Consider the following 23063-nt stretch of genomic DNA (forward strand, 5'->3'; position numbering starts at 1 on the left):
GGTGGATTACTGCGCCGGCAGCAGGGTCAGGCTGCCGGCATCCAGGGTGATGCGGTATTGCTGGACGACGCCGGCCTGGATCTGCACGCGGGTGCTGCGGATCTGCTCGAAGCTCGGTTCGCAGCCCAGCCCGCCCATGTAACCCAGGCGGATACCGACTTCGCCGGGCGGCAGGTTGAAGGACGCCGACTGGCCCTGATACAAACGGGCGGCCAGGCGGTCCTGCAGGTAGACGCCGACATCGCAGGGAGTGGCGATTTCCAGGCGGTCGCGGGCCACGATCAGCACGCCGTAGTAGGCGGGGCTCGGCGTCGGCTCCGCGGCGCCAAGCCAGGAACTGAACAGGCTGGCGCAACACAGCACGAGGGCGGGAGGCAGGCGCATGGAAGGCTCCGCGAAATCTAGGGGGTTCAGTCAGTCGGTATCGGCCTGGACTGCCAGTGCTTGACCTTGCCACGGTGGCAAGCTGCAGGCTAGGGCTTCATTTGATAAAGGAGGTACGACATGCAGGTATTCCAGGTTCAAGGCATGAGCTGCGCGCATTGCGTGCGGGCCATCACCCAGGCGCTGCGCGCGGAGGATGCCGCTGCCGTGGTGGAGGTCGATCTGGCCACGGCGCAGGTACGGGTCGACAGCGTATTGAGTGTGCAGGAAATTGCCGCGCTGATCGCAGCGGAGGGGTATGCGGTGGATTGCCCAATCTGAGCGGCGCGGTGGCGGTGTCGAGGTGTTTGCAGCTAAAGTGCCAGCAGCTAATGAATTGAAAATATTCGGCGCCGAGTTCTCAGAGCGGTACCGACTGCTGGCAGGAGACCTCTTGTATGCCGCTGGATCGTGGTTTGCCCTTCGTCTTGGCCGTTCTGGCCGCCTTCACCTGCTCTTCTATCCAAGCCAATCAGGCCGCTGCCACGCCACCACCGGCGCAGGTACTGGTCGAACAAGCCAAGCTGGAAGACCTGGCCTTCTATCTGGAGTATCCGGGGCGTACCGCCGGTTATCGCGAGGTGCAGGTGCGTGCCCAGGTCAGTGGCATTCTGCAGCATCGCAACTATCAGGAAGGTTCCCAGGTCAAGCAGGGGCAGGTGCTGTTCAGCATCGATCCGCGCACCTATCAGGCCGCCCTGGCTCGTGCCAAGGGCGCCCTGGCCCAGGAGCAGGCACGCTACCGGCAGACCGAACGCGACCTGCGGCGTATTCGCGAACTGCAGGCGAAGGGCTTTGCCAGCGAAAGCGAGCTGGATAACGCCATCTCCAACTTCGAGCAGAGCAAGGCCAATATCGAGGCGGCCAAGGCCGAGGTGCAGTCCAAGCAGATCGACCTCGACTACACCACGGTGGAAGCGCCGATCTCCGGCATCACCAGCAAGGAAGCGGTATCCGAAGGCAGTCTGATCGTCGCCAACGATCCCAACTCCAGCCTGCTGACCCAGATCACCCAGCTCGATCCGATCTACGTCAACTATGCCTATGCCGACCGCGAGGCAGCACGTCTGCGCGAGGCGGTGCAGAGTGGTGAGGTGCGCCTGCCGGAAGGCAATCAGCTGACCGCCGAGATCATCTTCGGCGATGGCACCTTGTATGCGCAGAAGGGCAAGGTCGACTTCACCGACAGCCTGGTGGACAAGGGCACCGGTACCGTCAGTGCCCGCGCCATCGTGCCCAACGCCGAACAGGCCCTGCTGCCGGGGCAGTTCGTACGTATCCGCATCTCTGGGATGATCCGGCCCAACTCCATCACCGTGCCGGAAAAAGCCCTGGCCCAGAGTCCGGCCGGCAACTTCGTGTATGTGGTGGACGAGCAGGGCCTGGCCCAGTTGCGCCCGGTGGATACCGAGATGATCAACCAGGGTCGCTGGGTGATTCGCTCGGGCCTCAAGGAAGGCGAGCGGGTCATCGTCGACGGTCTGATTCGCGTACGGCCCAAACAGCCGGTGCAGGTCGTGGATGCGCTGCCGACTCAGCAGCCGTAAGGGAGCCTTGCCGTGATCTCACGTTTCTTCATTGATCGGCCGATCTTCGCCGCGGTGGTGTCCATCGTCATCACCCTGGCCGGCCTGGCCGCCATGCAAAGCCTGCCGGTGGCACAGTACCCAGAGATCCTGCCGCCACAGGTGCAGGTCACCACCAACTACCCGGGCGCCAGCGCCCAGGTCATCGCCGAAACCGTGGCGGCGCCGCTGGAGCAGCAGATCAACGGCGTCGAGGGCATGATCTACCAGCTGTCGACTTCGGCCGGCAGCGGCAGCATGAACCTCTCGGTGTACTTCCAGGTCGGTCGCGACCCGGACCAGGCCACCATCGACGTCAACAACCGGGTGCAGGCGGCGCTGGCCAAGCTGCCGGAGGAAGTGCGCCGGCAGGGCGTGACGGTGATGAAGAAGTCGTCGGATATCCTGCAGATGGTGACGATGTTCTCCCCGGACGGCTCGAAGACGCCGCTGGAGATCAGCAACTACGCGCTGATCAACGTCATCGACGAGATCAAGCGCCTGCCCGGCGTGGGTGACGTCACCCAGTTCGGTGCCAAGGACTATTCCATGCGCGTCTGGCTGCGCCCGGACAAGCTGGCGCAGTACGGCCTGACGCCGACCGACGTGGTCAACGCCATCCGCGAGCAGAACTCGCAGTTCGCCGCCGGCAGCTTCGGCCAGGAACCGCTCAACGAGGCCCAGGCGTTCACCTACACGGTGACCACCCAGGGACGCCTGGTCGATGCCAAGGAATTCGAGCAGATCATCCTGCGCAGCGACGAAAGCGGCGCCAGCCTGACCCTCGGCGATGTCGCCCGGGTCGAGCTGGGGGCGCAGGACTACTCGCTGGTGACTTCGCTCAACGGCCAGCGCAACGCGTCCTTCGGCATCTACCCGCAGCCGGGTGCCAACGCCCTGGATACCGCCCAGGCCGTGCGCGACACCATGGCGCGGCTGGCCGAGCGTTTCCCCGATGGCATCGAATACAAGATTCCCTACGACACCACGGTGTTCGTCGAGGTCTCCATCGAGGAGGTGATCCACACCTTCTTCGAGGCCCTGGCCCTGGTGGTGCTGGTGGTGTTCATCTTCCTGCAGAACTGGCGCGCCACCCTGATCCCGGTGCTGGCCATTCCGGTGTCGCTGGTCGGCACCTTTGCCGGCATGTACCTGCTGGGCTTCTCGATCAACCTGCTGACCCTGTTCGGCCTGGTGCTGGCCATCGGCATCGTGGTGGACGACGCCATCGTGGTGATCGAGAACGTCGAACGGGTGATGCGCACCGAAAAACTTTCGGCGCGCGAGGCGGCGATCAAGGCCATGGAGGAGGTGACCGGACCGATCATCGCCATCGTCCTGGTGTTGTGTGCCGTGTTCGTCCCGGTCGGCTTCCTCGGCGGCCTCAGCGGCGAGATGTACAAGCAGTTCGCGATCACCATCGCGGTGTCGGTGGTGATCTCCGGGATCGTCGCCCTAACCCTGTCGCCGGCGCTTTGCGCGCTGCTGCTGAAGGACGAGCACAAGGAGCCGATTGCGCCGTTCCGCGTGTTCAACCGTGCCTTCGACAGGATGACCGAGGCCTATGGCGCCGGGGTGAGCTTCTTCCTCAAGCGCTCGCTGATCGGCCTGCTGCTGTTCGGCGGCATGATCGCCCTGACCATCGGCCTGTTCTCCCGCGTGCCGACCTCGCTGGTGCCGGACGAAGACCAGGGCTATGTGCTCAATGCCTACTTCCTGCCACCGGCGGCCTCGCTGTCGCGTACCGATGCGCTGACCAGCGATTTCGACAAGAAGCTGATGGCGCACCCGGCGACCCGCGACGTGGTCACCTTCGCCGGCATGGACATCCTCTCCAACAGTAACCGCACCAACGCCGCGGTGACCTTCGTGCCGCTCAAGGACTGGAAGGAACGCACCACGCCGGAGCTGGATGCGCGCAACCTGACCCGGACCTTCATGGCCATGGGCATGCAGGAGAAGGACGGCATGATGGCCTCCTTCAACCCGCCGCCCATTACCGGCATGAGTACCACCGGTGGTTTCGAGGCCTTCATCCAGAACCGCGCCGGTGCCACGGCCCAGCAGATGGCGGCCAAGGTTCAGGAGTTCCTCGCCGCCGCGGCCAAGCGTCCCGAGCTGGCCGGCATGCAGACCACCTTCGCCGCCAACGTGCCGCAGTACTTCGTCGACCTCGACCGTACCAAGACCCGCGCCCTGGGCGTGGCGGTCAACGATGTGTACACGGCCATGCAGTCGACGTTCGGCAGCTACTACGTCAACGACTTCAACCTGTTCGGCCGCACCTGGAAGGTCAGCCTGCAGTCCGAGGCCGAGTTCCGCCGCAAGCCGCAGGACCTGTCGCAGGTCTATGTGCGCTCCAACAGCGGCGACCTGATTCCGCTGTCCTCGCTGATCAAGGTCGAGCGCATCCTCGGTCCGGAAACCTTCACCCGCTTCAACGTCTACCCGGCGGCGAAGATTCTCGGTGGACCGGCGCCAGGCTACAGCTCCGGGCAGGCGATTGCGGCGATCCAGGAGGTGGCTGCCGAGGTGCTGGGCAGCGACTACACCGTGGGCTGGATCGGCTCGGCCTACCAGGAACTGGCCAGCCAGGGCACGGGCTCTATCGCCTTCGTCTTCGGCCTGATCATGGTGTTCCTGATCCTGGCCGCCCAGTACGAACGCTGGAGCCTGCCGCTGGCGGTGGTCACCGCGGTGCCGTTCGCGGTGTTCGGCGCGATCCTGGCCGTGTGGCTGCGCGGGATTCAGAACGACCTGTACTTCCAGGTCGGCCTGATCACCCTGATCGGCCTGGCGGCGAAGAACGCCATCCTGATCATCGAGTTCGCCGTGATGCTGCGCGAGCAGGGCAAGGGCATCTTCGAGTCGGCGCTGGAGGCGGCCAAGCTGCGCTTCCGGCCGATCGTGATGACCTCGCTGGCCTTCATCCTCGGTTGCGTGCCGCTGGCCATCAGCAGTGGCGCCGGCTCGGCCAGCCGCCACTCGATCGGCACCGGGGTGATCGGCGGCATGCTCGCCGCGACCCTGCTGGCGATCTTCCTGATCCCGATGTTCTACCTGTGGGTCGAAAGCTTCAGCGCCAAGCTGGATAAACTGGGCAAGAAACCGGCGACCGGCGACAGCCCGCACTGAGTCGATCAGGACTTGCCAGCAACGCCACCTTCGGGTGGCGTTGCTGTCTGATGAGAGCGCATGACGTGAATTTGCCGATTCTGCTGATCCTCGGTGCACTGAGCGCCTTCGGGCCGATGGCCATCGACTTCTACCTGCCGAGCTTCCCGGCCCTGGCCCGGGCCTTCGCCACCGATGTCGAGCATATCCAGCTGTCGCTGGCGTCCTACTTCGCCGGCATTGCCATCGGCCAGCTGATCTACGGGCCCCTGGCGGATCGTTATGGCCGGCGGCGTCCGCTGCTGGCGGGCGTTTTGCTGTTCACCCTGGCCTCGCTGGGCTGCGCCCTGACGCAGAGCCTGGAGGGGCTGATCATCGCGCGCTTTGTCCAGGCACTCGGCGGCTGCGCCGGGATGGCGATTTCCCGGGCAGTGGTGCGCGACCTGTGCGATCCGCTGGCCTCGGCGCGGATCTTCTCCAAGCTGATGCTGGTCATGGGGGTGGCGCCGATCCTCGCGCCCCTGGGCGGCGGCGTGCTGCTGGAGTGGTTCGGCTGGCAGTCGATCTTCTACGGCCTGATGCTGTTCGGTGCGCTGTGCCTGCTGGCCGTGCTGCTCTGGCTGCCGGAAACCCTCAAGGCCGAGGCCCCGCACGCGCCGCTGAGCGGGGCGTTGATGCGCTACGTGCGCCTGCTGGGCGACTGGCAGCTGATCGGCCACGGCCTGACCGGCGGCGTGGCCATGGCCGGGATGTTCGCCTATATCGCCGGCTCGCCCTTCGTCTTCATCGACCTCTACGGCCTGTCGCCGCAGGACTACGGCTGGCTGTTCGGCCTGAATGCCGCCGGCTTCATCGTCACCGCCCAGTTCAATGGCTGGCTGCTGCGCCATCACGGCCCCGGCCACTGGCTGCAGCGTACGGTGTGGGTCTACCTGCTGGCGGGCATCGCGCTGCTGGGTGTGGCGCTGGCCCAGCCACAGGCGCTGTGGCCGCTGCTGATTCCGTTGTTCATCTGCATCGCCAGCCTGTCGTGCATCCTGCCCAATGCCACGGCCTGCGCCATGGCCGGGCAGGGCAGCCATGCCGGCAGCGCCTCGGCGCTGATCGGCTCGCTGCAATTCACCGTGGCCGCGGCAGCGGTGGGCCTGGTCGGCGTGCTGCATGACGGCACGGCGCGGCCGATGGCGATAGTCATCGCCTTGTGTGGAGGCTTGACCGTGCTGCTGGCGGTGTTGACGGCGCGCCATGCGCGGCGCCTGTCCCTGGAGTTCTGAGCGGCGCTCGGCAACGCAGCGTGAACCCCGAAGGGCCTCGCTGCGCAGGCGGTATGCGGTAAAAAAACCGTGGGTTGTGGTGATGCCGGGGCTCAGCCTACGGTCTGTACGACCTTGCTCGTCTGGGTCGGATGGTTGTTGCGCCAGGGCAGGGGGTGGGGCGCTTGCAGGCGGGCCTGCAGGGTGACGATGAAGTGGCGCGCCTCGGCCTCGCTGCGGAAGGTGACGCCGTGTTGATCCATGCAAACCTGCCAGCGATTACCGCTCGGGGTCATGACCTGGCGAATTAAGACATTCATTGCACGCCTCCACAAAATAGAGAAAGTGCAGTCTAGTCCCTTGCCGCGGCTGTTTTATGACCTGGGTCAACCGGCCGACTGATGGTCGCCGCGCAGCCAGTTGACCAGCTGAATGGCACTCAGCGGGCGGCTGAACAGGTAGCCCTGGCACTGTTCGCAGCCCAGCTGGCGCAAGGCCTGCAGCTGCGCCGGGGTCTCCACGCCCTCGGCCAGCACGCGCAGCTTGAGGTTGCGCGCCAGGCCGACGATGGTGGCGACTATCTCCAGGTTGGCCTGATCCTCGGGCACTCCCTGCATGAAGCTCTGGTCGACCTTCAGCTTGTCCAGCGGGAAGCGCCGCAGGTAGGCCAGCGACGAGTAGCCGGTGCCGAAGTCGTCGACCGCCAGCTTGAGGCCGAGGGACTTGAGGGCGATCAGGGTTTCCCGCGCCTGCTCGACGTTGTCCATCAGCGCCCCCTCGGTGATCTCCAGTTCCAGGCAGGCGGGCGGCAGGCCACTGTCGTGCAGGGCCTCGCGCACCTGCTGGAGCAGGTCGGCCTGGCGGAACTGGCGCGGCGACAGGTTGACCGCCAGGGTTTGCAGGTCCAGGCCCTGCTGGCGCCAGAACTGCATCTGCCGGCAGGCCTCGCGCAGCACCCAGGTGCCGATCGGCACGATCAGCCCGGTGTCCTCGGCCAGGGGGATGAAACGCGCCGGCGAGACCAGACCCTGCTCGCTGTTCCAGCGCAGCAGGGCCTCCACGCCGATGGTGCGGCCGCTGGCTGCATCCAGCAGCGGCTGGTAGTGCAGGCTGAATTCGTTGTGCTTGAGCGCCTGGCGCAGCTGTGCTTCCAGGGCCAGGCGGCTGTGTGCCTGGTGGGTCAGGCCCTGGGTGTAGAAGCGGTAGGTGTTGCGGCCTTCCTGCTTGGCCTGGTGCAGGGCGGCTTCGGCATTGCGCAGCAGCTCGTCGCTGGCCAGGCCGTCGTCCGGGTACAGGCTGATGCCGATGCTGGCGCCCAGGTAGACCTCGCGGCCGTTGCTCATCTGCAGCGGCCGTTCGAGCAGGGCGAGCAGGGTGCGGGCGATGCTGGCGGCCTCCTCCGGGCGCTGCAGGTTTTCCAGAACGACGAGGAACTCGTCGCTGCTCAGGCGCGCCAGGGTGTCTTCGTTGCGCAGGCGCTGCTGCAGGCGGCGCGCCACGGCGATCAGCAGCTCATCGCCGATCTTGTGGCCGAGGCCTTCGTTGATGGTCTTGAAATGGTCGAGGTCGAAGAACAGCACGGCCACCCGTTCGTCGTGCCGCTGGGCGTGTTCGAGGGCATGGTTGAGGCGCTCGTTGGCGAACAGGCGGTTGGGCAGGTCGGTAAGGGTGTCGAAGTGCACCAGGTGGGCCAGGCGCTCCTGGCTGTCGCGGTACTGGCTGAGGTCGGTGAAGGTCAGCACGTACTGCGGCTGTTGCGGGTCGCTGCCGCGCACCCGGCTGACGGTCAGCCAGAAGGGGAAGGGCGAGCCGTCCTCGCGGCGGCTGCTCAGCTCGCCCTGCCAGTGGCCGCTGTCCTGCACCTTGCGCCACAGGGTGCGGTAGCGCGTGCGCTCGACGCTGTTGCCGGGCAGCAGCGGCAGGCGGCGGCCGATGGCCTGCTGTGGGCTGAGCCCGGTGATGCCGGTGAAGGCCGGGTTGCTGGTGAGGATGCGCCGGTTGGCATCGACTATGACCACCGCCTCCTGGGTGCTTTCGAAGACCGTCGCCGCCTGTTGCAGGGCCAGCTCCTGCTGCTTGCGCAGGCCGATGTCCTCGACCACCGAGATAAAGTAGTGCGGCGCGCCATTGGTATGGCGTACCAGGGTGGCGCTCAGATTGGCCCACAGCAGGCTGCCGTCGCGGCGCATGTAGCGTTTCTCCAGGCTGTAGCGGGCGATGTCGCCGGTGAGTAGGCGCTCGACCTGCTGCAGGTCGCTGCCCAGGTCGTCCGGGTGGGTGATGTCCTGGAAGGTCAGCTCGAGCAGGTCGTCGCGGCTGTAGCCGAGCATCTGGCACAGGCGCTGGTTGACTCGCAGCCAGTGGCCGTCGGGCGCCAGGTGGGCGATGCCGACTGCGGCCTGCTCGAAGGTGGCGCGAAAGCGCAGCTCGCTCTGCAGGCGCTCGGCATCGCGCTGGTGCTGGCGCACGGCCAGGCCGGCGAGGCGGGTGAACTCGGTGACCAGGGCGATATCCTCGAGGGCCGGGCGGGCCACGCGTCGGTAGTAGATGCCGAACACGCCGAGCACCTCGCCGATATCGTTCTTGAACGGCAGCGACCAGCACGCGCGCACGCCGGCCAGGGCTGCCTGGTCGCGGAAGCTGGCCCAGTTCGGGTGGTTGGCGATGTCCTCGACTATGCTCAGCTCGCCGCTGGCGGCGGCGTGGCTGCAACTGCCCAGGCCGCTTTGCGCGGGCAGGTTGTCGAGGGCGCTGGCGTAGCTGCCCGGCAGGCTGGGCGCGGCCAGGACGCGCAGGCGGCCCTTGTCCAGCTGCATGATCGAGACCTGCATTTCCGGGTTGATCGACTCCAGCCGCAACACCATGTCGTTGAGGGTTTCGCGCAGCGGCCGCTGCGCCAGCATGCGGTCCAGCACGGCATTGCGCGCCTCCTGCAGGGCCTGGGTCTGGCGCCGCTCCTGGATGTCGCTGAGGCTGCCGTGCAGGCCCAGGCCGTGCTGCTCGCCGGCGGCCAGGCGCAGGGAGATCCAGCGCGTGCGGCCGTCGGCTTCGAGCAGGCGGGTTTCCCCCAGCCAGCCGCTGTCCTGGCGCGCGAGGATGGCGGCTATCCGCTGGCCGAGCGCTTCGCGCTGTTCGGCGGCGATGAAGTCGAGCAGCGGGCGGCCCAGGCTCTCGCCAATGCTGTGTCCGGTGATGCTCTGCCAGGACGGGTTGAGGAAGGTCAGGCGGCCGCGGCTGTCGGTGAGGAAGATCGCCTCGTGCAGCTGCTCCACCAGTTCGCGGTAGCGTGCCTCGCTGGCTTCCAGCTGGTCGTGGGCCTTCTTCTGCAGCCCCAGGTCGATATCGACGCAGTACAGCTCCAGCTGGTTGCGCGCGTTGCGCAGCAGCAGATGGCTGGAGTACACGTGCACCGGGCTGCCGTCGCGGTGCTGCAGGGTCAGTTCGCTGGCCGCAATGGCCGGCCCGCCGATCATCCAGGCGTTGATGTCGTTGACCACCTGGGCGCGCATCGGCGGCGGCACGATCAGCTCTTCCAGGCAGCGGCCCATGGCGTCGGCCACCTCGTAGCCATACAGCTGGGTGCTGGCCTGGTTCCAGAAGATCACCCGGCGCTGGCGGTCGTAGCCCTGCACGGCGATGCGCGGAGTCTGCTCGAACAGCTGGCGAAAGCGCTGTTCGCTTTCGCGCAGGGCCTGCTCGTCGCGCTTCTGCGAGCTGATGTTCTGCACGCTGCCCTGGCTCTTGCCGGCCGCATCGCGCTTGCCGCGCAGCAACAGCCACACCGCTGGCCGGTTGTTCGGGTGATTCAGGCGGGCGTTGACCTGCAGCGGCGCGCCGCCCTCGAACAGGCCGAGCAGGGCACGCTGCACGGCGTTGCGGTCGGCGGGGTGGAGCCAGCCGAGGAACTCCTCCAGGCTGCTGTCGGCGGGCGCGGCGTCGCGTTCGAGCAGGCGCAGGGCCTCGGCGGACCAGTGGAAACGGCCGGCGAAGCTCCAGTTGCCCAGGCCGGCATCGCGCTGGGTCTGCTGCAGCTGCTCGGCATTGCGCCGCAGGCTGTTTTCCAGGCGGCGCTGGATGTGCTGGTCGCGCCTGGCCAGCAGCAGGATCAGCAGGCTGCTGGCCACGACGAAGGCCAGTCCCTTGTAGGTCTGTGCGGTACTCAGGGTGGCCTGCTCGAGATTCAGGGACAGCAGCAACCAGTCGCTGAACAGGATCCATAGGGCGCTGAATAGAACGTAGCTACCGGCCAGGCGCCAAGGCCGCGAAACCGTGGGTTGCATCCTGAACCCCCAGTGCTGACAGTGTTTGAGGCTCCGTGCCACAGCCAGGGACGGCGAAGCTGAACTTCAGTCTAGCCGCTCCTGCCCGGCCTGCTGGCACTTTGTCATCTGGGTCGTGCCGATTGCCGGGGCGCCCGCGCGCAGAGGGGCCCCGGCCGCTGTCACGGCCGGGTCGGCTTGAGCTTCTGCAGGGCCTTCTCGGCCCCCTCGTGCAAGGGCACGCCGAGGCCGCGCAGGGCGTTGTCCGCGGACAGCTGGGTGCCCTGGATGCTGCCATGCTGCAGCCATTGCTCCTTGAGGCTGAACAGCTGGCCCACCAGCAGCTCGACTTCGCGCCCGGTCAGCTGCTGGTTGGCCAGCAGCAGGCTGCTCACCGCCAGGGTCGCCAGCGGCTCCGTCTGCCCCGGGTAGCTGCCCCGGGGCAGCTGGTAGGCGAAGCTGCCGGGGCGCTCCTGCTGCAGGCGGCTGATGGCGCCGGCGTCCAGCGGCAGCAGGCGCAGGGCGAAGGCTTCGCTGGCGGCGCGGATATTGTCGGCCGGGCTGCCGATGACCTGGATCAGCCCATCCAGCTGCCCTTCGCGCAGGGCGCCGAGGGCCTGCTGCAGGTCGAGCCGGCGCAGTTCGGCGAAGTCGCCGGGTTGCAGGCCGTGGGCGGCGAGAATGGCCAGGGCGGTGTGCTGCGAGGCGGAACCGGGCAGGCCGATGCTGATCCGCTTGCCGCGCAGGTCGGCGATGCTGCGCAGCGCGCTGTCGGCGCGCACCAGCACGTGCACCGGCTCCGGATAGAGGCTGGCCAGGGCGCGCAGGTTGCGGTCCGGGCCGGCATCCTCGAACGGCCCGGCGCCGCTCACCGCAAAGTGCGCCGCGTCGCTCTGCGACAGGGCCAGCAGCACCTCGCCGCTGCGCAGCAGGCGCAGGTTGTCCAGGCCGCCCTCGGTGGTCAGCGGCTGCACCTTCATGCCCTGTTCGAGCAGCCCGGCGCTCATGGCCCGGGCGAAACTGGCGTACTGCCCGGACTGCGGGCCGCCGGCCAGCGGGTAGCCATGCTGCAGGCGGCTCAGGCGTCCCTGGATATTGTTCAGCGAGCGTTCCAGTTCGTCGCTGATGATCTGCCGCTCGGTGCTGCCGGTACCGCCGGGGGAGAGGTTCAGCGCGGTGCCGATGGCCAGTACCAGCGATTCGCGGGGGCTGCTGGCGTTGCTCGGCTGTGGCGCGCGGGGCGCGGTGAAGCCTTGCGGCACCACGGCCAGCCAGGCGCCGTCCTGCTCCCGGTAGATCAGGCTGCCGTGGGCGCGCAGCAGGTCGCCGCGCCGGTTGCCGCCGCTTTCGATGCCGGTCAAGCCGCGCGGGCCGGCGCCCAGCGCGCTGATCAGGCTGGCCACGCCGGGGGAGTCCCAGGAGCCGAAGTCCAGGTCGCGCTCCACCCGCAGCTCGGCATCGAAGTAGATCAGCACGCGCTTCTCGCCATCCGGGGCGTTCACGTCGCTGGCCGAGCCGCGCCGCTGCAGCGTGGCCAGGCTCAGGCTGTCGGCGGCGAAGGCCTGCTCCAGGCGCTGCCGCAGGTCGGCCTCCAGGCTGGCCTGGTCGGGGCCGCGCGAGCAGGCGGCGAGCAGGGCCAGCAGGGCAATCGCGAGTATCCGGCGCATGTTCAACCCCCCATTCCCGGCAGCGCCAGGAACCCGGTGAGGACCAGGGCATTGAGCAGGTCGATGAGGAAGGCACCGACCAGCGGCACCACCAGGAACGCCTGGGGCGCCGGGCCGTAGCGCTGCACGATGGCCTGCATGTTGGCGATGGCGGTCGCCGTGGCGCCCATGGCGAAACCGCAGAAGGCCGCTGACATCACCGCACTCTCGTAGTCGCGGCCGACCGCGCGGTAGACCAGCAGGCCGCCGTAGACCACCACCACGACCAGCTGGCCGAGCAGGATCAGCAGCAGCGGCCCGGCCAGGCTGGCCACGCTGGCCAGGTTCAGGGCCATCATGGTCATGGCCAGGAACAGCGCCAGGGTCAGGCTGGAAATCAGCTCGATGGCCGCATCGTTCAGGCGCAGGCCGATCAGCTGGCCGCCGTTGCGGATCAGCACGCCGAGCAGCAGGCACCAGAGGAAACTGGGCAGGGTGACCGGCGCGGCGCTGACCAGATCCGCCAGCCAGCTCCCCGCCAGGACGGCCAGCAGCACCGCGGCCAGGACCGGCACCAGGTTGCCGGCGCTGATCGGCGAGCTGTCGCTGCCGGGCGCGATCAGCGCGACGCCGGCATGGCCATCGGCGCCGGCCAGCTGGTGGCGCTTGATCAGCCACTGCGCCAGCGGCCCGCCGCAGATGCCGCCGAGCACCAGGCCGAGGGTGGCGCCGGTCATCGCCAGCTCCATGATCGACTGGATGTTGTTCACCTCGGCGAAGCGCTCGGCGTAGGCCGCGCCCGTGCCATGGCCGCCGACCAGGGTGATGCTGCCGCCGACCAGGCCCATCAGCGGGTGCAGGTCCAGGCCCCAGGCGATGAGGATGCCGGTGAGGTTCTGCAGGAGCAGGAACGGCGCCAGGATCAGCACGAACCACAGCAGGCGCTTGCCGCCCTGGCGCAGCAGGCTGAGGTTGGCCGACAGCCCCACGGCGGCGAAGAAGGCCAGCAGCAGCACCGGCTTGAGGGCGACGTCGAACTCCAGGCTGAGGTTCGCCGTGCTGCCGAGCAGCAGCATGCCGAGGGCGACCAGCAGGCCGCCGGTGATCGGGTCGGGAATGTTGTAGCGCGACAGAAAGGGGATCAGGCGATTGACCGTTCGCCCCAGCAGCAGGACCAGCACGGCGGCCAGCAGGGTTTCCACGGGTTGCAGGGTCATCGGTGCGCGCGCTCCAGGCCAGACCAATCCTTTCCCGGCCAGCGCCGGTCTGCCGCAGAGAGTAGCGAGGCAGGGCCCGCCCGCGCCAGCGGCTCCGGCAAAAAAGCCATGTACCTGTTACGCGTTGCTACGCCGCGCCGTTGTTTGGCTCAAGCGCTCGCGGTGGCTGCTCTGGCTGATCAGGGCCTACGCCGAGCTGCCTGTTTATCGCGGATAAATCCGCTCCCACTCAAGCGCGATGGCCTGTGCAATACGGAACTGCTACATAGCCGGCCGCGCCCGGATGGCCCCGCGTCACGGCCGAGCCGGGCGGCTTGCCGGTGGTCGCCGCCGCCAGCGTCTTAAGACTGCTTTAAGCCTGGGCGGGCAGATTGTGCGCAGATTCCAACCCACCCGAGGCAACTCCCATGCGTAACGTGCTCCTGCTCTCCCTGGCCATCGCCAGCCCCCTGGCCTTTGCCGGCCCGCAATGCACCACCGCCGACAAGGCGCAGTGGCAGGATCAGGCCAAGTTCCAGGAAAACCTCCAGGCCGAAGGCTACGAGATCAAGAAGTTCAAGGTCACCAGCGGCAACTGCTACGAGATCTACGGCTGGAACAAGGACAAGCAGAAGGTCGAAATCTACTTCGACCCGGTCACCGGCAAGGCGGTGAAGAGCGAGATCGACTGACATGAGCCAGCCCACCCTGCGCCTGTGGGACCCCGTGGTACGCCTGTTCCACTGGTCCATGGCCGCTGCCTTCATCGCCAACTACGGTTTTACCGAAGAGGGCGAGGCCTGGCACCGCTGGTTCGGCTATTACGCCGTGGCCTGGCTGGCCATTCGCGTGGTGTGGGGCTTCATCGGCTCGCCGGCGGCGCGCTGGGCGGACTTCTGGCCGACCCGTGCGCGCCTGGCCGCGCACCTGCGTGCCCTGCTCGGCGGGCAGCCGCACCACCGCCTCGGCCATTCGCCGCTGGGCGGCCTGGTGATGGTCCTGATGATGGCGGCGATGCTCGGCCTCGGCCTGAGCGGCTACCTGATGGAGGAGGTCGACTACTTCTGGGGCGAGGACTGGCTGGAGGAACTCCACGAAGGCTTCGCCAACGGCCTGATGGCCCTGGTCGGCGCGCACCTGCTGGCGGCCGTGGTCGAGAGCCTGCGCCTGGGCGAGAACCTGCCGCTGTCGATGATCACCGGCAAGCGGCGCCAGCGTTGAGCGCGGGGCCGGATTGCCCGTGTCCTCTGCCCGGCGCCGCGTTTTCCCTGGCGGCGCCAGCGCCGGGGTAAGCCTCAGAGCGCCTTGGGCGTCAGCCCGCAGCCCTTGAGGATGATGCGTTCCAGGTTGCTGGCGGCTTCCTCGAAGTCGCTCTTCTTCAGGCTGCTCTTGCCGGTCAGGCGGCAGATCTGGCTGGCGAAGTCGGCGTAGTGCTGGGTGCTGCCCCACAGCAGGAAGATCAGGTGGATCGGGTCGATCGGGTCCATCTTGCCGGCGTCGATCCAGGCTTGGAACACCGCCGCGCGGCCGGCGAACCAGTCGCGGTAATCCTGGTTGAAGTGGCCGGTCAGGCATTCGCCGCCGCTGATCACTTCCATGGCGAAGATGCGCGAGGCTAGCGGCTGAGTGCGCGAGAACTCGATCTTGGCGCGAATGTAGCGGCTCAGTGCTTCGGCCGGGTCGTCGTCCACGGTCAGGCTGCTGAAAGTGGCGTCCCACAGGTCGAGGATATTGCTCAGCACCGCCACGTACAGGCCGAGCTTGTTGTTGAAGTAGTAGTGCAGGTTGGCCTTGGGCAGACCCACCGCCAGGGCGATGGTGTTCATGCTGGTGCCCTTGTAGCCGTGACGGGCGAACTGCTCTTCGGCGGCGGCGATGATGGCGTTTTCGTTCTTCTGACGGATACGGCCGGCAGGCTTGGCGGAGCTGGTAACGGCTGAGGTCACAGCGGGCATCGAGGGATTCCCTACAAATCAACGGGTTGATGGCGAACAGATACCCCAGCGCGGGGCGCGAAACAACCCTTATGCGTCAAAAACGTGTGCTATTGAGACGAAGAGGGCTGATTGCCGGGCAAATTAGCCTGTTTGCGCCAGAAAACCGTCTTCCGGGACAGCTTCAGAACCCGCCGGTCAGGCGCCGCAAGCCAGCTGGCACTGGCGTTCCAGCTCGCTCCACCGGCTGCCCGCCACTGCCTAGTTGCCGCTTTCCGCCAGGGCCTCGAGAAAACTCTCCAGCACCAGTTGCGGGCGGCGGCCCTTGCGCGTCACCGAGGCCAGGGTCAGCTCGTAGAAGCGCGACGCCGGCTTGAGCACGCGCAGGCGGCCCTGCTGCAGCCACTGCTGGGCGTAATGGTCGGGCAGGTAGCCGATATAGCGCCCGGTGAGGATGAGGAAGGCCATGCCTTCGCGGTCCGAGGCGCTGGCCGTGCAGTTGAGCACCTGGTAGCGCGCCTGGATGTCCGCCGGCAGGCGGAAGGTCGGGGCGATCGCCTCCTGGGCGTTCAGGCGGCTGTCGGACAGCTGCGCGTCGTCCACATAGAACAGCGGGTGGCCCACCGCGCAGTACAGCTGCGAGCGCTCGCCATACAGCGGCTGGTACTCCAGGCCGGACAGCGCCACGCTCTGCGGTACCACGCCGACGTGCAGGCTGCCGTCCAGCACGCCCTGTTCCACCTCCGAAGGCGGGGTCATGCGGATCTGGATGCGCACGTCCGGGCCGCGCTCCTTGAGCCGCGCCAGGGCGTGGGTGATGCGCATATGCGGCACGGTGACGAGATTATCCGTCAGGCCGATATGCAGCTCGCCGCGCAGCTCGCGGTGCAGGCCGTTGACCCCGTTGCGAAAGCTCTCCAGCGCACCGAACAGCTGCAAGGCCGACTGGTACACCTCGCGGCCTTCCTCGGTCAGGGCGAAGCCGGCGCGGCCGCGCTGGCACAGGCGCAGGCCCAGGCGCTGCTCCAGATCGCTCATCTGCTGGCTGATCGCCGAACGGCCGATGCCCAGCACACTTTCCGCAGCGGAGAAGCCGCCGCACTCGACCACGCTGCGGAACAGGCGCAGCAGGCGGATTTCAAAATCGCTGACCTGGGCCAGCGGATCGGGACGGCGCACGCTCATTGTTTAGCTCTGACTTAACTAAGGATAAGAAGAGTTGGGTTTTAGTGACTTTATGCTCGTGGCACCTTGCACCGCAACAACAAACAGGTCCCGCTCCGGGAGAGCCACGATGAACATGCCGCAGACCACCACCCCGTCCCTGGCCAGCCAGCTCAAGCTGGACGCCCACTGGATGCCGTTTTCCGCCAACCGCAACTTCAAGCGCGACCCGCGCCTGATCGTCGGCGCCGACGGCAACTACTTCATCGACGACAAGGGCCGCCGCGTGTTCGACAGCCTGTCCGGCCTGTGGACCTGTGGCGCCGGGCACAACCGCAAGGAAATCCAGGAGGCCGTGGCCAAGCAGCTCGGCACCCTCGACTACGCCCCGGGCTTCCAGTACGGCCACCCGCTGTCCTACCAGCTGGCCGAGAAAATCACCGAGCTGACCCCGGCCGGCCTCGACCACGTGTTCTACACCGACTCCGGCTCCGAGTGCGCCGACACCGCGGTGAAGATGGCCAAGGCCTACTGGCGCCTGAAGGGCCAGCCGAGCAAGACCAAATTCATCGGCCGTGCCCGTGGCTACCACGGCGTCAATATCGCCGGCACCAGCCTCGGCGGCATCGGCGGCAACCGCAAGATGTTCGGCCAGATGATGGACGCCGACCACCTGCCACACACCCTGCAGTCGCACCTGGCCTTCACCAAGGGCATGGCCGCGACCGGCGGCGTGGAGCTGGCCAACGAGCTGCTGAAACTGATCGAACTGCACGACGCCTCCAACATCGCCGCCGTCATCGTCGAGCCGATGTCCGGTTCCGCCGGCGTCATCGTGCCGCCTACCGGCTACCTGCAGCGCCTGCGCGAAATCTGCACCCAGCACAACATCCTGCTGATCTTCGACGAAGTGATCACCGCCTACGGGCGCATGGGCAAGTGGACCGGCGCCGAGTACTTCGGCGTCACCCCGGACATCATGAACACCGCCAAGCAGGTCACCAACGGCGCCATCCCGCTGGGCGCGGTAATCGCCTCCAGCGAGATCTACAACACCTTCATGCAGCAGGCGATTCCGGAGCACATGGTCGAGTTCGGCCACGGCTACACCTACTCCGGCCACCCGGTAGCCTGCGCCGCCGGCCTGGCGACCCTGGAGCTGCTCAAGCGCGACAACCTGATCGAGCAATCGGCCGCCCTGGCGCCGGTGTTCGAAGAGAAGCTGCACGGCCTCAAGGGCAGCCAGCACGTCGTCGACATCCGCAACTGCGGCCTGGCCGGCGCGATCCAGCTCGCCCCGCGTGACGGCGACGCGGTGATCCGCCCGTTCGAGGCCGGCATCAAGCTGTGGAACGCCGGTTTCTATGTGCGCTTCGGCGGCGACACCCTGCAGTTCGGGCCGACCTTCAACACCCAGCCCGAGCAGCTCGACAGCCTGTTCAATGCCGTCGGCGACGTGCTCGCCCAGGTCGACTGATGGGCCGGCCCAAGGCGGTGCCCAGCGTGCAGGTGGACAACGAGCGGGTGATCGTCACCGAGTGGCGCTTCGCCCCCGGAGCCGAAACCGGTCGCCACTGCCACGGCTATGACTACGTGGTGGTGCCGATGACCGCCGGCACCCTGCTGCTGGAAACCCCCGAGGGCGACAGGCATTCGCCCCTGGTGGCCGGCCAGGCGTACTTCCGCAAGGCCGGGATCGAGCACAACGTGATCAACGCCAGCGACCACGAAGTGGTCTTCGTCGAAACCGAAATCAAATGATTCCTGGCGGCTGCGCCTAGCGCGGCCGCCACCCAGAACACCAACGAGGAAACCCCATGAGCACCATCGCCCACCTGATCAACGGCGAAATCACCCTGCGCAGCGGCCGTACCGCCCAGGTCTTCAACCCGTCCATCGGCGAGCCCGTGCGCCAGGTCGAACTGGCCGACCGTGCCACCATCCAGCTCGCCATCGACGCCGCCAAGGCCGCCTTCCCGGCCTGGCGCAACACCCCGCCGGCCAAGCGCGCCCAGGTCATGTTCCGCTTCAAGCAGCTGCTGGAAGCCAACAAGGACAAGATCGCCGCGATGATCAGCGAGGAGCACGGCAAGACCCTGGAAGACGCCGTCGGCGAACTGCAGCGCGGCATCGAGAACGTCGAATACGCCTGCGGCGCCCCCGAGCTGCTCAAAGGCGAATACAACCGCAACGCCGGGCCGAACATCGACAGCTGGTCCGACCACCAGCCGCTGGGCGTGGTCGCCGGCATCACCCCGTTCAACTTCCCGGCCATGGTGCCGCTGTGGATGTACCCGCTGGCCATCGTTTGCGGCAACTGCTTCATCCTCAAGCCGTCCGAGCGTGACCCCAGCTCCACCCTGTTCATCGCCCAGCTGCTGTGCGAAGCCGGCCTGCCCAAGGGCGTGCTCAGCGTCATCAACGGCGACAAGGAAGCGGTGGACGCGCTGATCGAGGCGCCGGAAGTCAAGGCCATCAGCTTCGTCGGCTCCACGCCGATCGCCGAATACATCTACACCGAGGCCAACCGCCGCGGTAAGCGCGTACAGGCCCTGGGCGGCGCGAAGAACCACGCCGTGGTCCTGCCCGACGCCGACATCGACAACACCGTCAACGCCCTGATGGGCGCCGCCTACGGTTCCTGCGGCGAGCGCTGCATGGCCATCTCCGTGGTGGTGGCCGTGGGCGACCAGGTGGCCGATACCCTGGTGGCCAAGCTGACCCCGAAAATCCGCGAACTGAAGGTCGGCGCCGGCACCTCCTGCGGCCTCGACATGGGCCCGCTGGTCACCGGCGCGGCGCGCGACAAGGTCAAGGGCTACGTCGACGCCGGCGTCGCCCAGGGCGCTACCCTGGTGGTCGATGGCCGCGGCCTGGTGGTACCGGGCTGCGAGGCCGGCTTCTTCCTCGGCGGCAGCCTGTTCGACCACGTCACCGCCGAGATGAGCATCTACCAGGAAGAGATCTTCGGCCCGGTGCTGTGCATCGTCCGCGTCGGCAGCCTGGAAGAAGCCATGCAGCTGATCAACGACCACGAATACGGCAACGGCACCTGCATCTTCACCCGCGACGGTGAAGCGGCGCGGCTGTTCTGCGACGAGATCGAAGTCGGCATGGTCGGCGTCAACGTGCCGCTGCCGGTGCCGGTGGCCTACCACAGCTTCGGCGGCTGGAAGCGCTCGCTGTTCGGCGACCTGCACGCCTACGGCCCGGACGGTGTGCGCTTCTACACCAAGCGCAAGACCATCACCCAGCGCTGGCCGCAGCGCGCCAGCCACGAGGCCGCGCAGTTCGCCTTCCCGAGCAACGGCTGAGCAACACCCGAGGGCTGGTCGCAAGACCGGCCCTTTTGGCGCCGCCAGCCCGACCGGGTGCTCCCGTAGGGGCGGCTTCAGCCGCGATTGTCGCTGTGCTGTTGTGGGAGCGGATTCATCCGCGATTACAGCCCCGCAAAGGCATCGCGGCCAAGGCCCCTCCCACCAGAGCAGGCAGTGCAATACCGCTACATCGTCAGTTGTAAAACCCTGCCGCGCGGGCGCGGCATTGGTGCAGTGCCCGGCCTGGCCGGTTACGGCACCCCTTGGGTGAGCGGACTCACGGCCACGTGACCCGCAAGCCCGCTCTCCCAAGGGCAGCCCACTTCCATCACAAGAAGAGGACACCCTTGCAATGAACAAACCCCTGATTGGCCTCCCGCTCTGCCGCTGGCAGCTGACCAGCCGTGACATCGGCTGGTTCCACCTGGTGGGCGAGAAGTACATCCACGCCGTCACCGGTTTCGACGCCTTCCCCCTGATGATTCCGGCCTTCGCCGACGAGCTGGACATGGAAACGGTGCTCGACAGCGTCTCCGGCATTATGTTCGGCGGCTCGCTGTCCAACGTGCACCCGAGTTTCTATGGCGACGACCATCCCGGCCTGGGCCTGGCCGACCAGCCGCGCGATGCCACGGTGTTGCGCCTGATGCGTGCCTGTATCGAGCGGGGCATTCCGTTTCTCGGCATCTGCCGCGGCGTGCAGGAGCTGAACGTGCTGTACGGCGGCACCCTGCACCGCGAGGTCCACGAGGTGGAAGGCCGCCTCGACCACCGCGAAGTGAAGGATGTGCCGGACGATGTGGCCTATGGGCCGATGCACAAGGTCGCGCTGACCGAGGGCGGCGTGCTGCATGGGCTGCTCGGCGAGCGGGAGATCACCGTCAATTCGCTGCATGGCCAGGGGATTGATCGGCTCGGCGAGGGGTTACAGGTCGAGGCGGTGTGTGAGGACGGGCAGATCGAGGCGGTCAGCGTGATTGGCGCCAAGGCGTTTGCCGTGGGGGTGCAGTGGCATCCGGAGTATCGCTATTGGGAGAAGGCCGATTACAACGCGCTGATTGGGGCGTTTCATGAGGCGGCGAGGGAGTATCAGGCCAGCAAGATGGTTAAGTGGAAGGAGGCGGTGGGGGCCTGAGTGGCACTGAGTTGTTAATTGAATAAGAAGGCCCGTCAAATGGCGGGCCTTCTTGCTTTTATCGCTAGGAATAAAGGTCTAACCGGCGGATAGTTTTCTTAGACGAAATATTGTGCGTGGAAAGAGTTGGTGAGTTTCTCTTTATGTTGTTTGCTTTAAGGCAGTTTGGGAGACCTTTGCCAACATGTCATCCAATACAGATTGTCGTTTTAGGCGGTCATCAGATATTGGTCCTATCGAATTCAAGATATCTACTGCTTGTTTGAATGGGGTTACTGATTGCTCGCCTGGCTTAGCTAGTTTATCTATGATTTTCTGGCAGTAAGTATCTATTTTTTTGGATTTAAGGCTTGGCATTTCTTTGCCTGCAATCAAGGCTCTGACAAGAACCAGTATGTGCCATTTGAATTTCCTCATGTTTTGAGGGATTGCGCCGCTTGCAACGTGTAGGTGTAGTCTGTACAGGGTTAGGCATGATGCGTAAAAGGGTATTTCTTTATTTTCATCATGAAAGATTGTGTCTGAGAGCGTTTCGTACATTCGCTTAGGGTATCGATAAGCTAAGTCAGGACGCTCAAGGAACATTGAAGTCATGCATTTTGCTACTGTATTGATATTGAATGTTCGAATGACAGGGACTTCTTTCCCGAAGAACTGTTTCTCTCTTCTTTCAAAGTAAAGTCGCCCATCTAGCCCTTCGAAAGAGTTAAAGTATTGTTCGACGCGCTTTACAATTGGTCTTAAAGTTAGGAACTGGGTTTCGTCTACTTTTGACTGGCTGTTGGTTGCTCTTACTAGCTCAGAAAATACATCTTCATTTGAGGTTTCAATTATTTTAAGTGTAACCATTACTCCGCTGTCATATTTTCCTAAGTTCTCATAGAGTATGTTTGATGTTTGGCATCCGTTGACTATTTGGAAGTTGTCTAAGTGAAGTATATTCCCTTGTAGTCGAACGTCGGGGCTAACGATGGTAATTCCGTTGTTCAATACGGGGAAGCGAGATGAGGTGTTTTTGTCGTTTAGGGTTTCAGCGATGGATTGGTTAACTGCATTGTCGTTGCCTAGATAAGCTCTAACATTTTCTTCGAAAACTTGAGAGCGCAGGCTTCCATCCTCAGCGACTAATAGGTTTTTTACCACTTGCTCGGCTTGAGCAACAACTAAATATGCTTCCTCAACCCCAGAGATGGTCGGTAGTGGGGCTGATCCAAATAGTGTTAATTGTGCTGATATTCCGGAGTATGTTGAAATCCACAGATTGGTTAATTCATTCCTGTCTATGCATTTGATGTCAATATGGTGGAAGTAGCCAATCTCTGTTAGTTGCTGGTGAAATTTCTCTATGGCTAGTTTGAATTCTTTTGGTGAGAGATAGTTTCCTGTTGTTACGAATCGTGCGGTAAGGTTTGGTTTTCCATTTCGAATTTTTGGAACATTACGTATGCATTCATCAAATATTGCGCGGGCATTTTGTTGTATTGAGTCTGGCGCGGTGTAGTGCTCCTCTGTAATGAAGCGTATTACTGCCTCTTTGAATTTCAGGAAATCTCCAAGGTCAAATGAGTCAGTGGTTTTTGATTGAATGAATACTGCTTCTACGTCATGGTTTTTCTTGTCTTTCGAAAATGCTGACTTGGCATCCTCGTCGGATATTACGAGCTCTTCATCAATTATGATTGCGAGCCCATCAATACCGTCATCACCCGCACCGGTGGTTACGTCTTCTAATTCAAATCCTGAGGGGCATCGGGAGTATAAAATTGAGAAGTTACTGAAGTTTTCAAATTGCTCGTCTTGAGGGAGGCACTCTAGCCCAAGGCTCTTGGTAAATGTCTTGAGGTGTGAGCTTATAATCCTGTGCATAATTAGCTATCCCTGTAGCAAGATGTATATTCTGTTTTCTAAGTTGTACGCTTTTTGCTTCTCTGTTGGTCGTTTGCCCGGCAGTTTCCAAGTCTTTTGAGGGAGGGTAACTTCTCGTTATTCCCAGGCCGTGTTTTTCGCCTTCCCGGAGAGTCACTTTCTCTTTGCTTGTGCAAAGAGAAAGTAACCAA

18 protein-coding genes are annotated in these 23063 nt (G+C 64.9%); 10 read left to right on the plus strand and 8 right to left on the minus strand.

What is annotated here, in order from left to right; all coding sequences use genetic code 11:
* Positions 1–6: 6 nt before the first annotated feature.
* The gene (locus F3I16_RS06285; protein ID WP_160492837.1) at positions 7–384 is read right to left on the minus strand and encodes a hypothetical protein; all 378 of its coding nucleotides are present in this window, start codon (positions 382–384) and stop codon (positions 7–9) included.
* Positions 385–504: 120 nt separating this feature from the next.
* On the opposite strand from F3I16_RS06285, the gene F3I16_RS06290 reads away from it, so the two are divergent.
* The 4 genes from F3I16_RS06290 to F3I16_RS06305 all read left to right on the plus strand — a co-directional run bounded on the left by F3I16_RS06290 (position 505) and on the right by F3I16_RS06305 (position 6376).
* A complete protein-coding gene (locus F3I16_RS06290; RefSeq protein ID WP_160492838.1) occupies positions 505–705 on the plus strand; it encodes a heavy-metal-associated domain-containing protein in 201 nt (66 codons plus the stop codon).
* A gap of 116 nt (positions 706–821) precedes the next feature.
* Positions 822–1970, plus strand: coding sequence for an efflux RND transporter periplasmic adaptor subunit (locus F3I16_RS06295; protein WP_160492839.1), 1149 nt, complete (start codon positions 822–824; stop codon positions 1968–1970).
* Between the two features lie 12 nt (positions 1971–1982).
* Positions 1983–5123, plus strand: coding sequence for a multidrug efflux RND transporter permease subunit (locus F3I16_RS06300; protein ID WP_160492840.1), 3141 nt, complete (start codon positions 1983–1985; stop codon positions 5121–5123).
* Positions 5124–5188: 65 nt separating this feature from the next.
* Positions 5189–6376, plus strand: coding sequence for a Bcr/CflA family multidrug efflux MFS transporter (locus F3I16_RS06305; RefSeq protein ID WP_160492841.1), 1188 nt, complete (start codon positions 5189–5191; stop codon positions 6374–6376).
* A 92-nt stretch (positions 6377–6468) separates the two neighbouring features.
* Here F3I16_RS06305 and F3I16_RS06310 read toward each other — a convergent pair whose 3' ends face one another.
* The 4 genes from F3I16_RS06310 to gltS form a co-directional block, all read right to left on the minus strand.
* Positions 6469–6675: a hypothetical protein gene (locus F3I16_RS06310; RefSeq protein ID WP_160492842.1), complete on the minus strand. Its 207-nt coding sequence runs from the start codon at positions 6673–6675 to the stop codon at positions 6469–6471.
* A gap of 66 nt (positions 6676–6741) precedes the next feature.
* A complete protein-coding gene (locus tag F3I16_RS06315; RefSeq protein WP_160492843.1) occupies positions 6742–10635 on the minus strand; it encodes an EAL domain-containing protein in 3894 nt (1297 codons plus the stop codon).
* 161 nt (positions 10636–10796) lie between these two features.
* Positions 10797–12281: a TAXI family TRAP transporter solute-binding subunit gene (locus F3I16_RS06320; protein WP_160492844.1), complete on the minus strand. Its 1485-nt coding sequence runs from the start codon at positions 12279–12281 to the stop codon at positions 10797–10799.
* Between the two features lie 2 nt (positions 12282–12283).
* Entirely contained in the window at positions 12284–13477 is a 1194-nt protein-coding gene (gene gltS / locus F3I16_RS06325; RefSeq protein ID WP_160492845.1) for a sodium/glutamate symporter, read from the minus strand.
* A gap of 407 nt (positions 13478–13884) precedes the next feature.
* Between gltS and F3I16_RS06330 the strand changes: the two genes are divergently transcribed.
* Positions 13885–14148, plus strand: coding sequence for a PepSY domain-containing protein (locus tag F3I16_RS06330; protein ID WP_160492846.1), 264 nt, complete (start codon positions 13885–13887; stop codon positions 14146–14148).
* Position 14149: 1 nt separating this feature from the next.
* The gene (locus F3I16_RS06335) at positions 14150–14677 is read left to right on the plus strand and encodes a cytochrome b/b6 domain-containing protein (RefSeq protein ID WP_160492847.1); all 528 of its coding nucleotides are present in this window, start codon (positions 14150–14152) and stop codon (positions 14675–14677) included.
* 74 nt (positions 14678–14751) lie between these two features.
* On the opposite strand, the gene F3I16_RS06340 is transcribed toward F3I16_RS06335, so the two are convergent.
* Together F3I16_RS06340 and F3I16_RS06345 are read right to left on the minus strand one after the other, a co-directional pair.
* Complete coding sequence (locus F3I16_RS06340) at positions 14752–15411, minus strand: TetR/AcrR family transcriptional regulator (protein ID WP_160492848.1); 660 nt, start codon at positions 15409–15411, stop codon at positions 14752–14754.
* A 240-nt stretch (positions 15412–15651) separates the two neighbouring features.
* Positions 15652–16575 carry a LysR family transcriptional regulator gene (locus F3I16_RS06345; RefSeq protein WP_160081883.1) on the minus strand — a complete coding sequence of 308 codons (924 nt, stop codon included), beginning with the start codon at positions 16573–16575 and terminating at the stop codon, positions 15652–15654.
* A 109-nt stretch (positions 16576–16684) separates the two neighbouring features.
* On the opposite strand from F3I16_RS06345, the gene F3I16_RS06350 reads away from it, so the two are divergent.
* The 4 genes from F3I16_RS06350 to F3I16_RS06365 all read left to right on the plus strand — a co-directional run bounded on the left by F3I16_RS06350 (position 16685) and on the right by F3I16_RS06365 (position 21006).
* Positions 16685–18031 carry an aspartate aminotransferase family protein gene (locus tag F3I16_RS06350; RefSeq protein ID WP_160492849.1) on the plus strand — a complete coding sequence of 449 codons (1347 nt, stop codon included), beginning with the start codon at positions 16685–16687 and terminating at the stop codon, positions 18029–18031.
* A complete protein-coding gene (locus F3I16_RS06355) occupies positions 18028–18315 on the plus strand; it encodes a cupin domain-containing protein (RefSeq protein WP_160492921.1) in 288 nt (95 codons plus the stop codon). Before F3I16_RS06350 ends, F3I16_RS06355 begins: the two co-directional genes overlap by 4 nt.
* 56 nt (positions 18316–18371) lie before the next feature.
* Entirely contained in the window at positions 18372–19868 is a 1497-nt protein-coding gene (locus F3I16_RS06360; RefSeq protein WP_160492850.1) for a CoA-acylating methylmalonate-semialdehyde dehydrogenase, read from the plus strand.
* Positions 19869–20223: 355 nt separating this feature from the next.
* Positions 20224–21006 (plus strand): gamma-glutamyl-gamma-aminobutyrate hydrolase family protein, encoded by a 783-nt coding sequence (locus F3I16_RS06365; protein ID WP_160492851.1) that lies wholly within the window; start codon positions 20224–20226, stop codon positions 21004–21006.
* A 141-nt stretch (positions 21007–21147) separates the two neighbouring features.
* On the opposite strand, the gene F3I16_RS06370 is transcribed toward F3I16_RS06365, so the two are convergent.
* Positions 21148–22872: an AIPR family protein gene (locus tag F3I16_RS06370; protein ID WP_160492852.1), complete on the minus strand. Its 1725-nt coding sequence runs from the start codon at positions 22870–22872 to the stop codon at positions 21148–21150.
* Positions 22873–23063 lie beyond the last annotated feature (191 nt).

Source organism: Pseudomonas sp. L-22-4S-12, from assembly GCF_009799935.1.
GTDB lineage: Bacteria > Pseudomonadota > Gammaproteobacteria > Pseudomonadales > Pseudomonadaceae > Aquipseudomonas.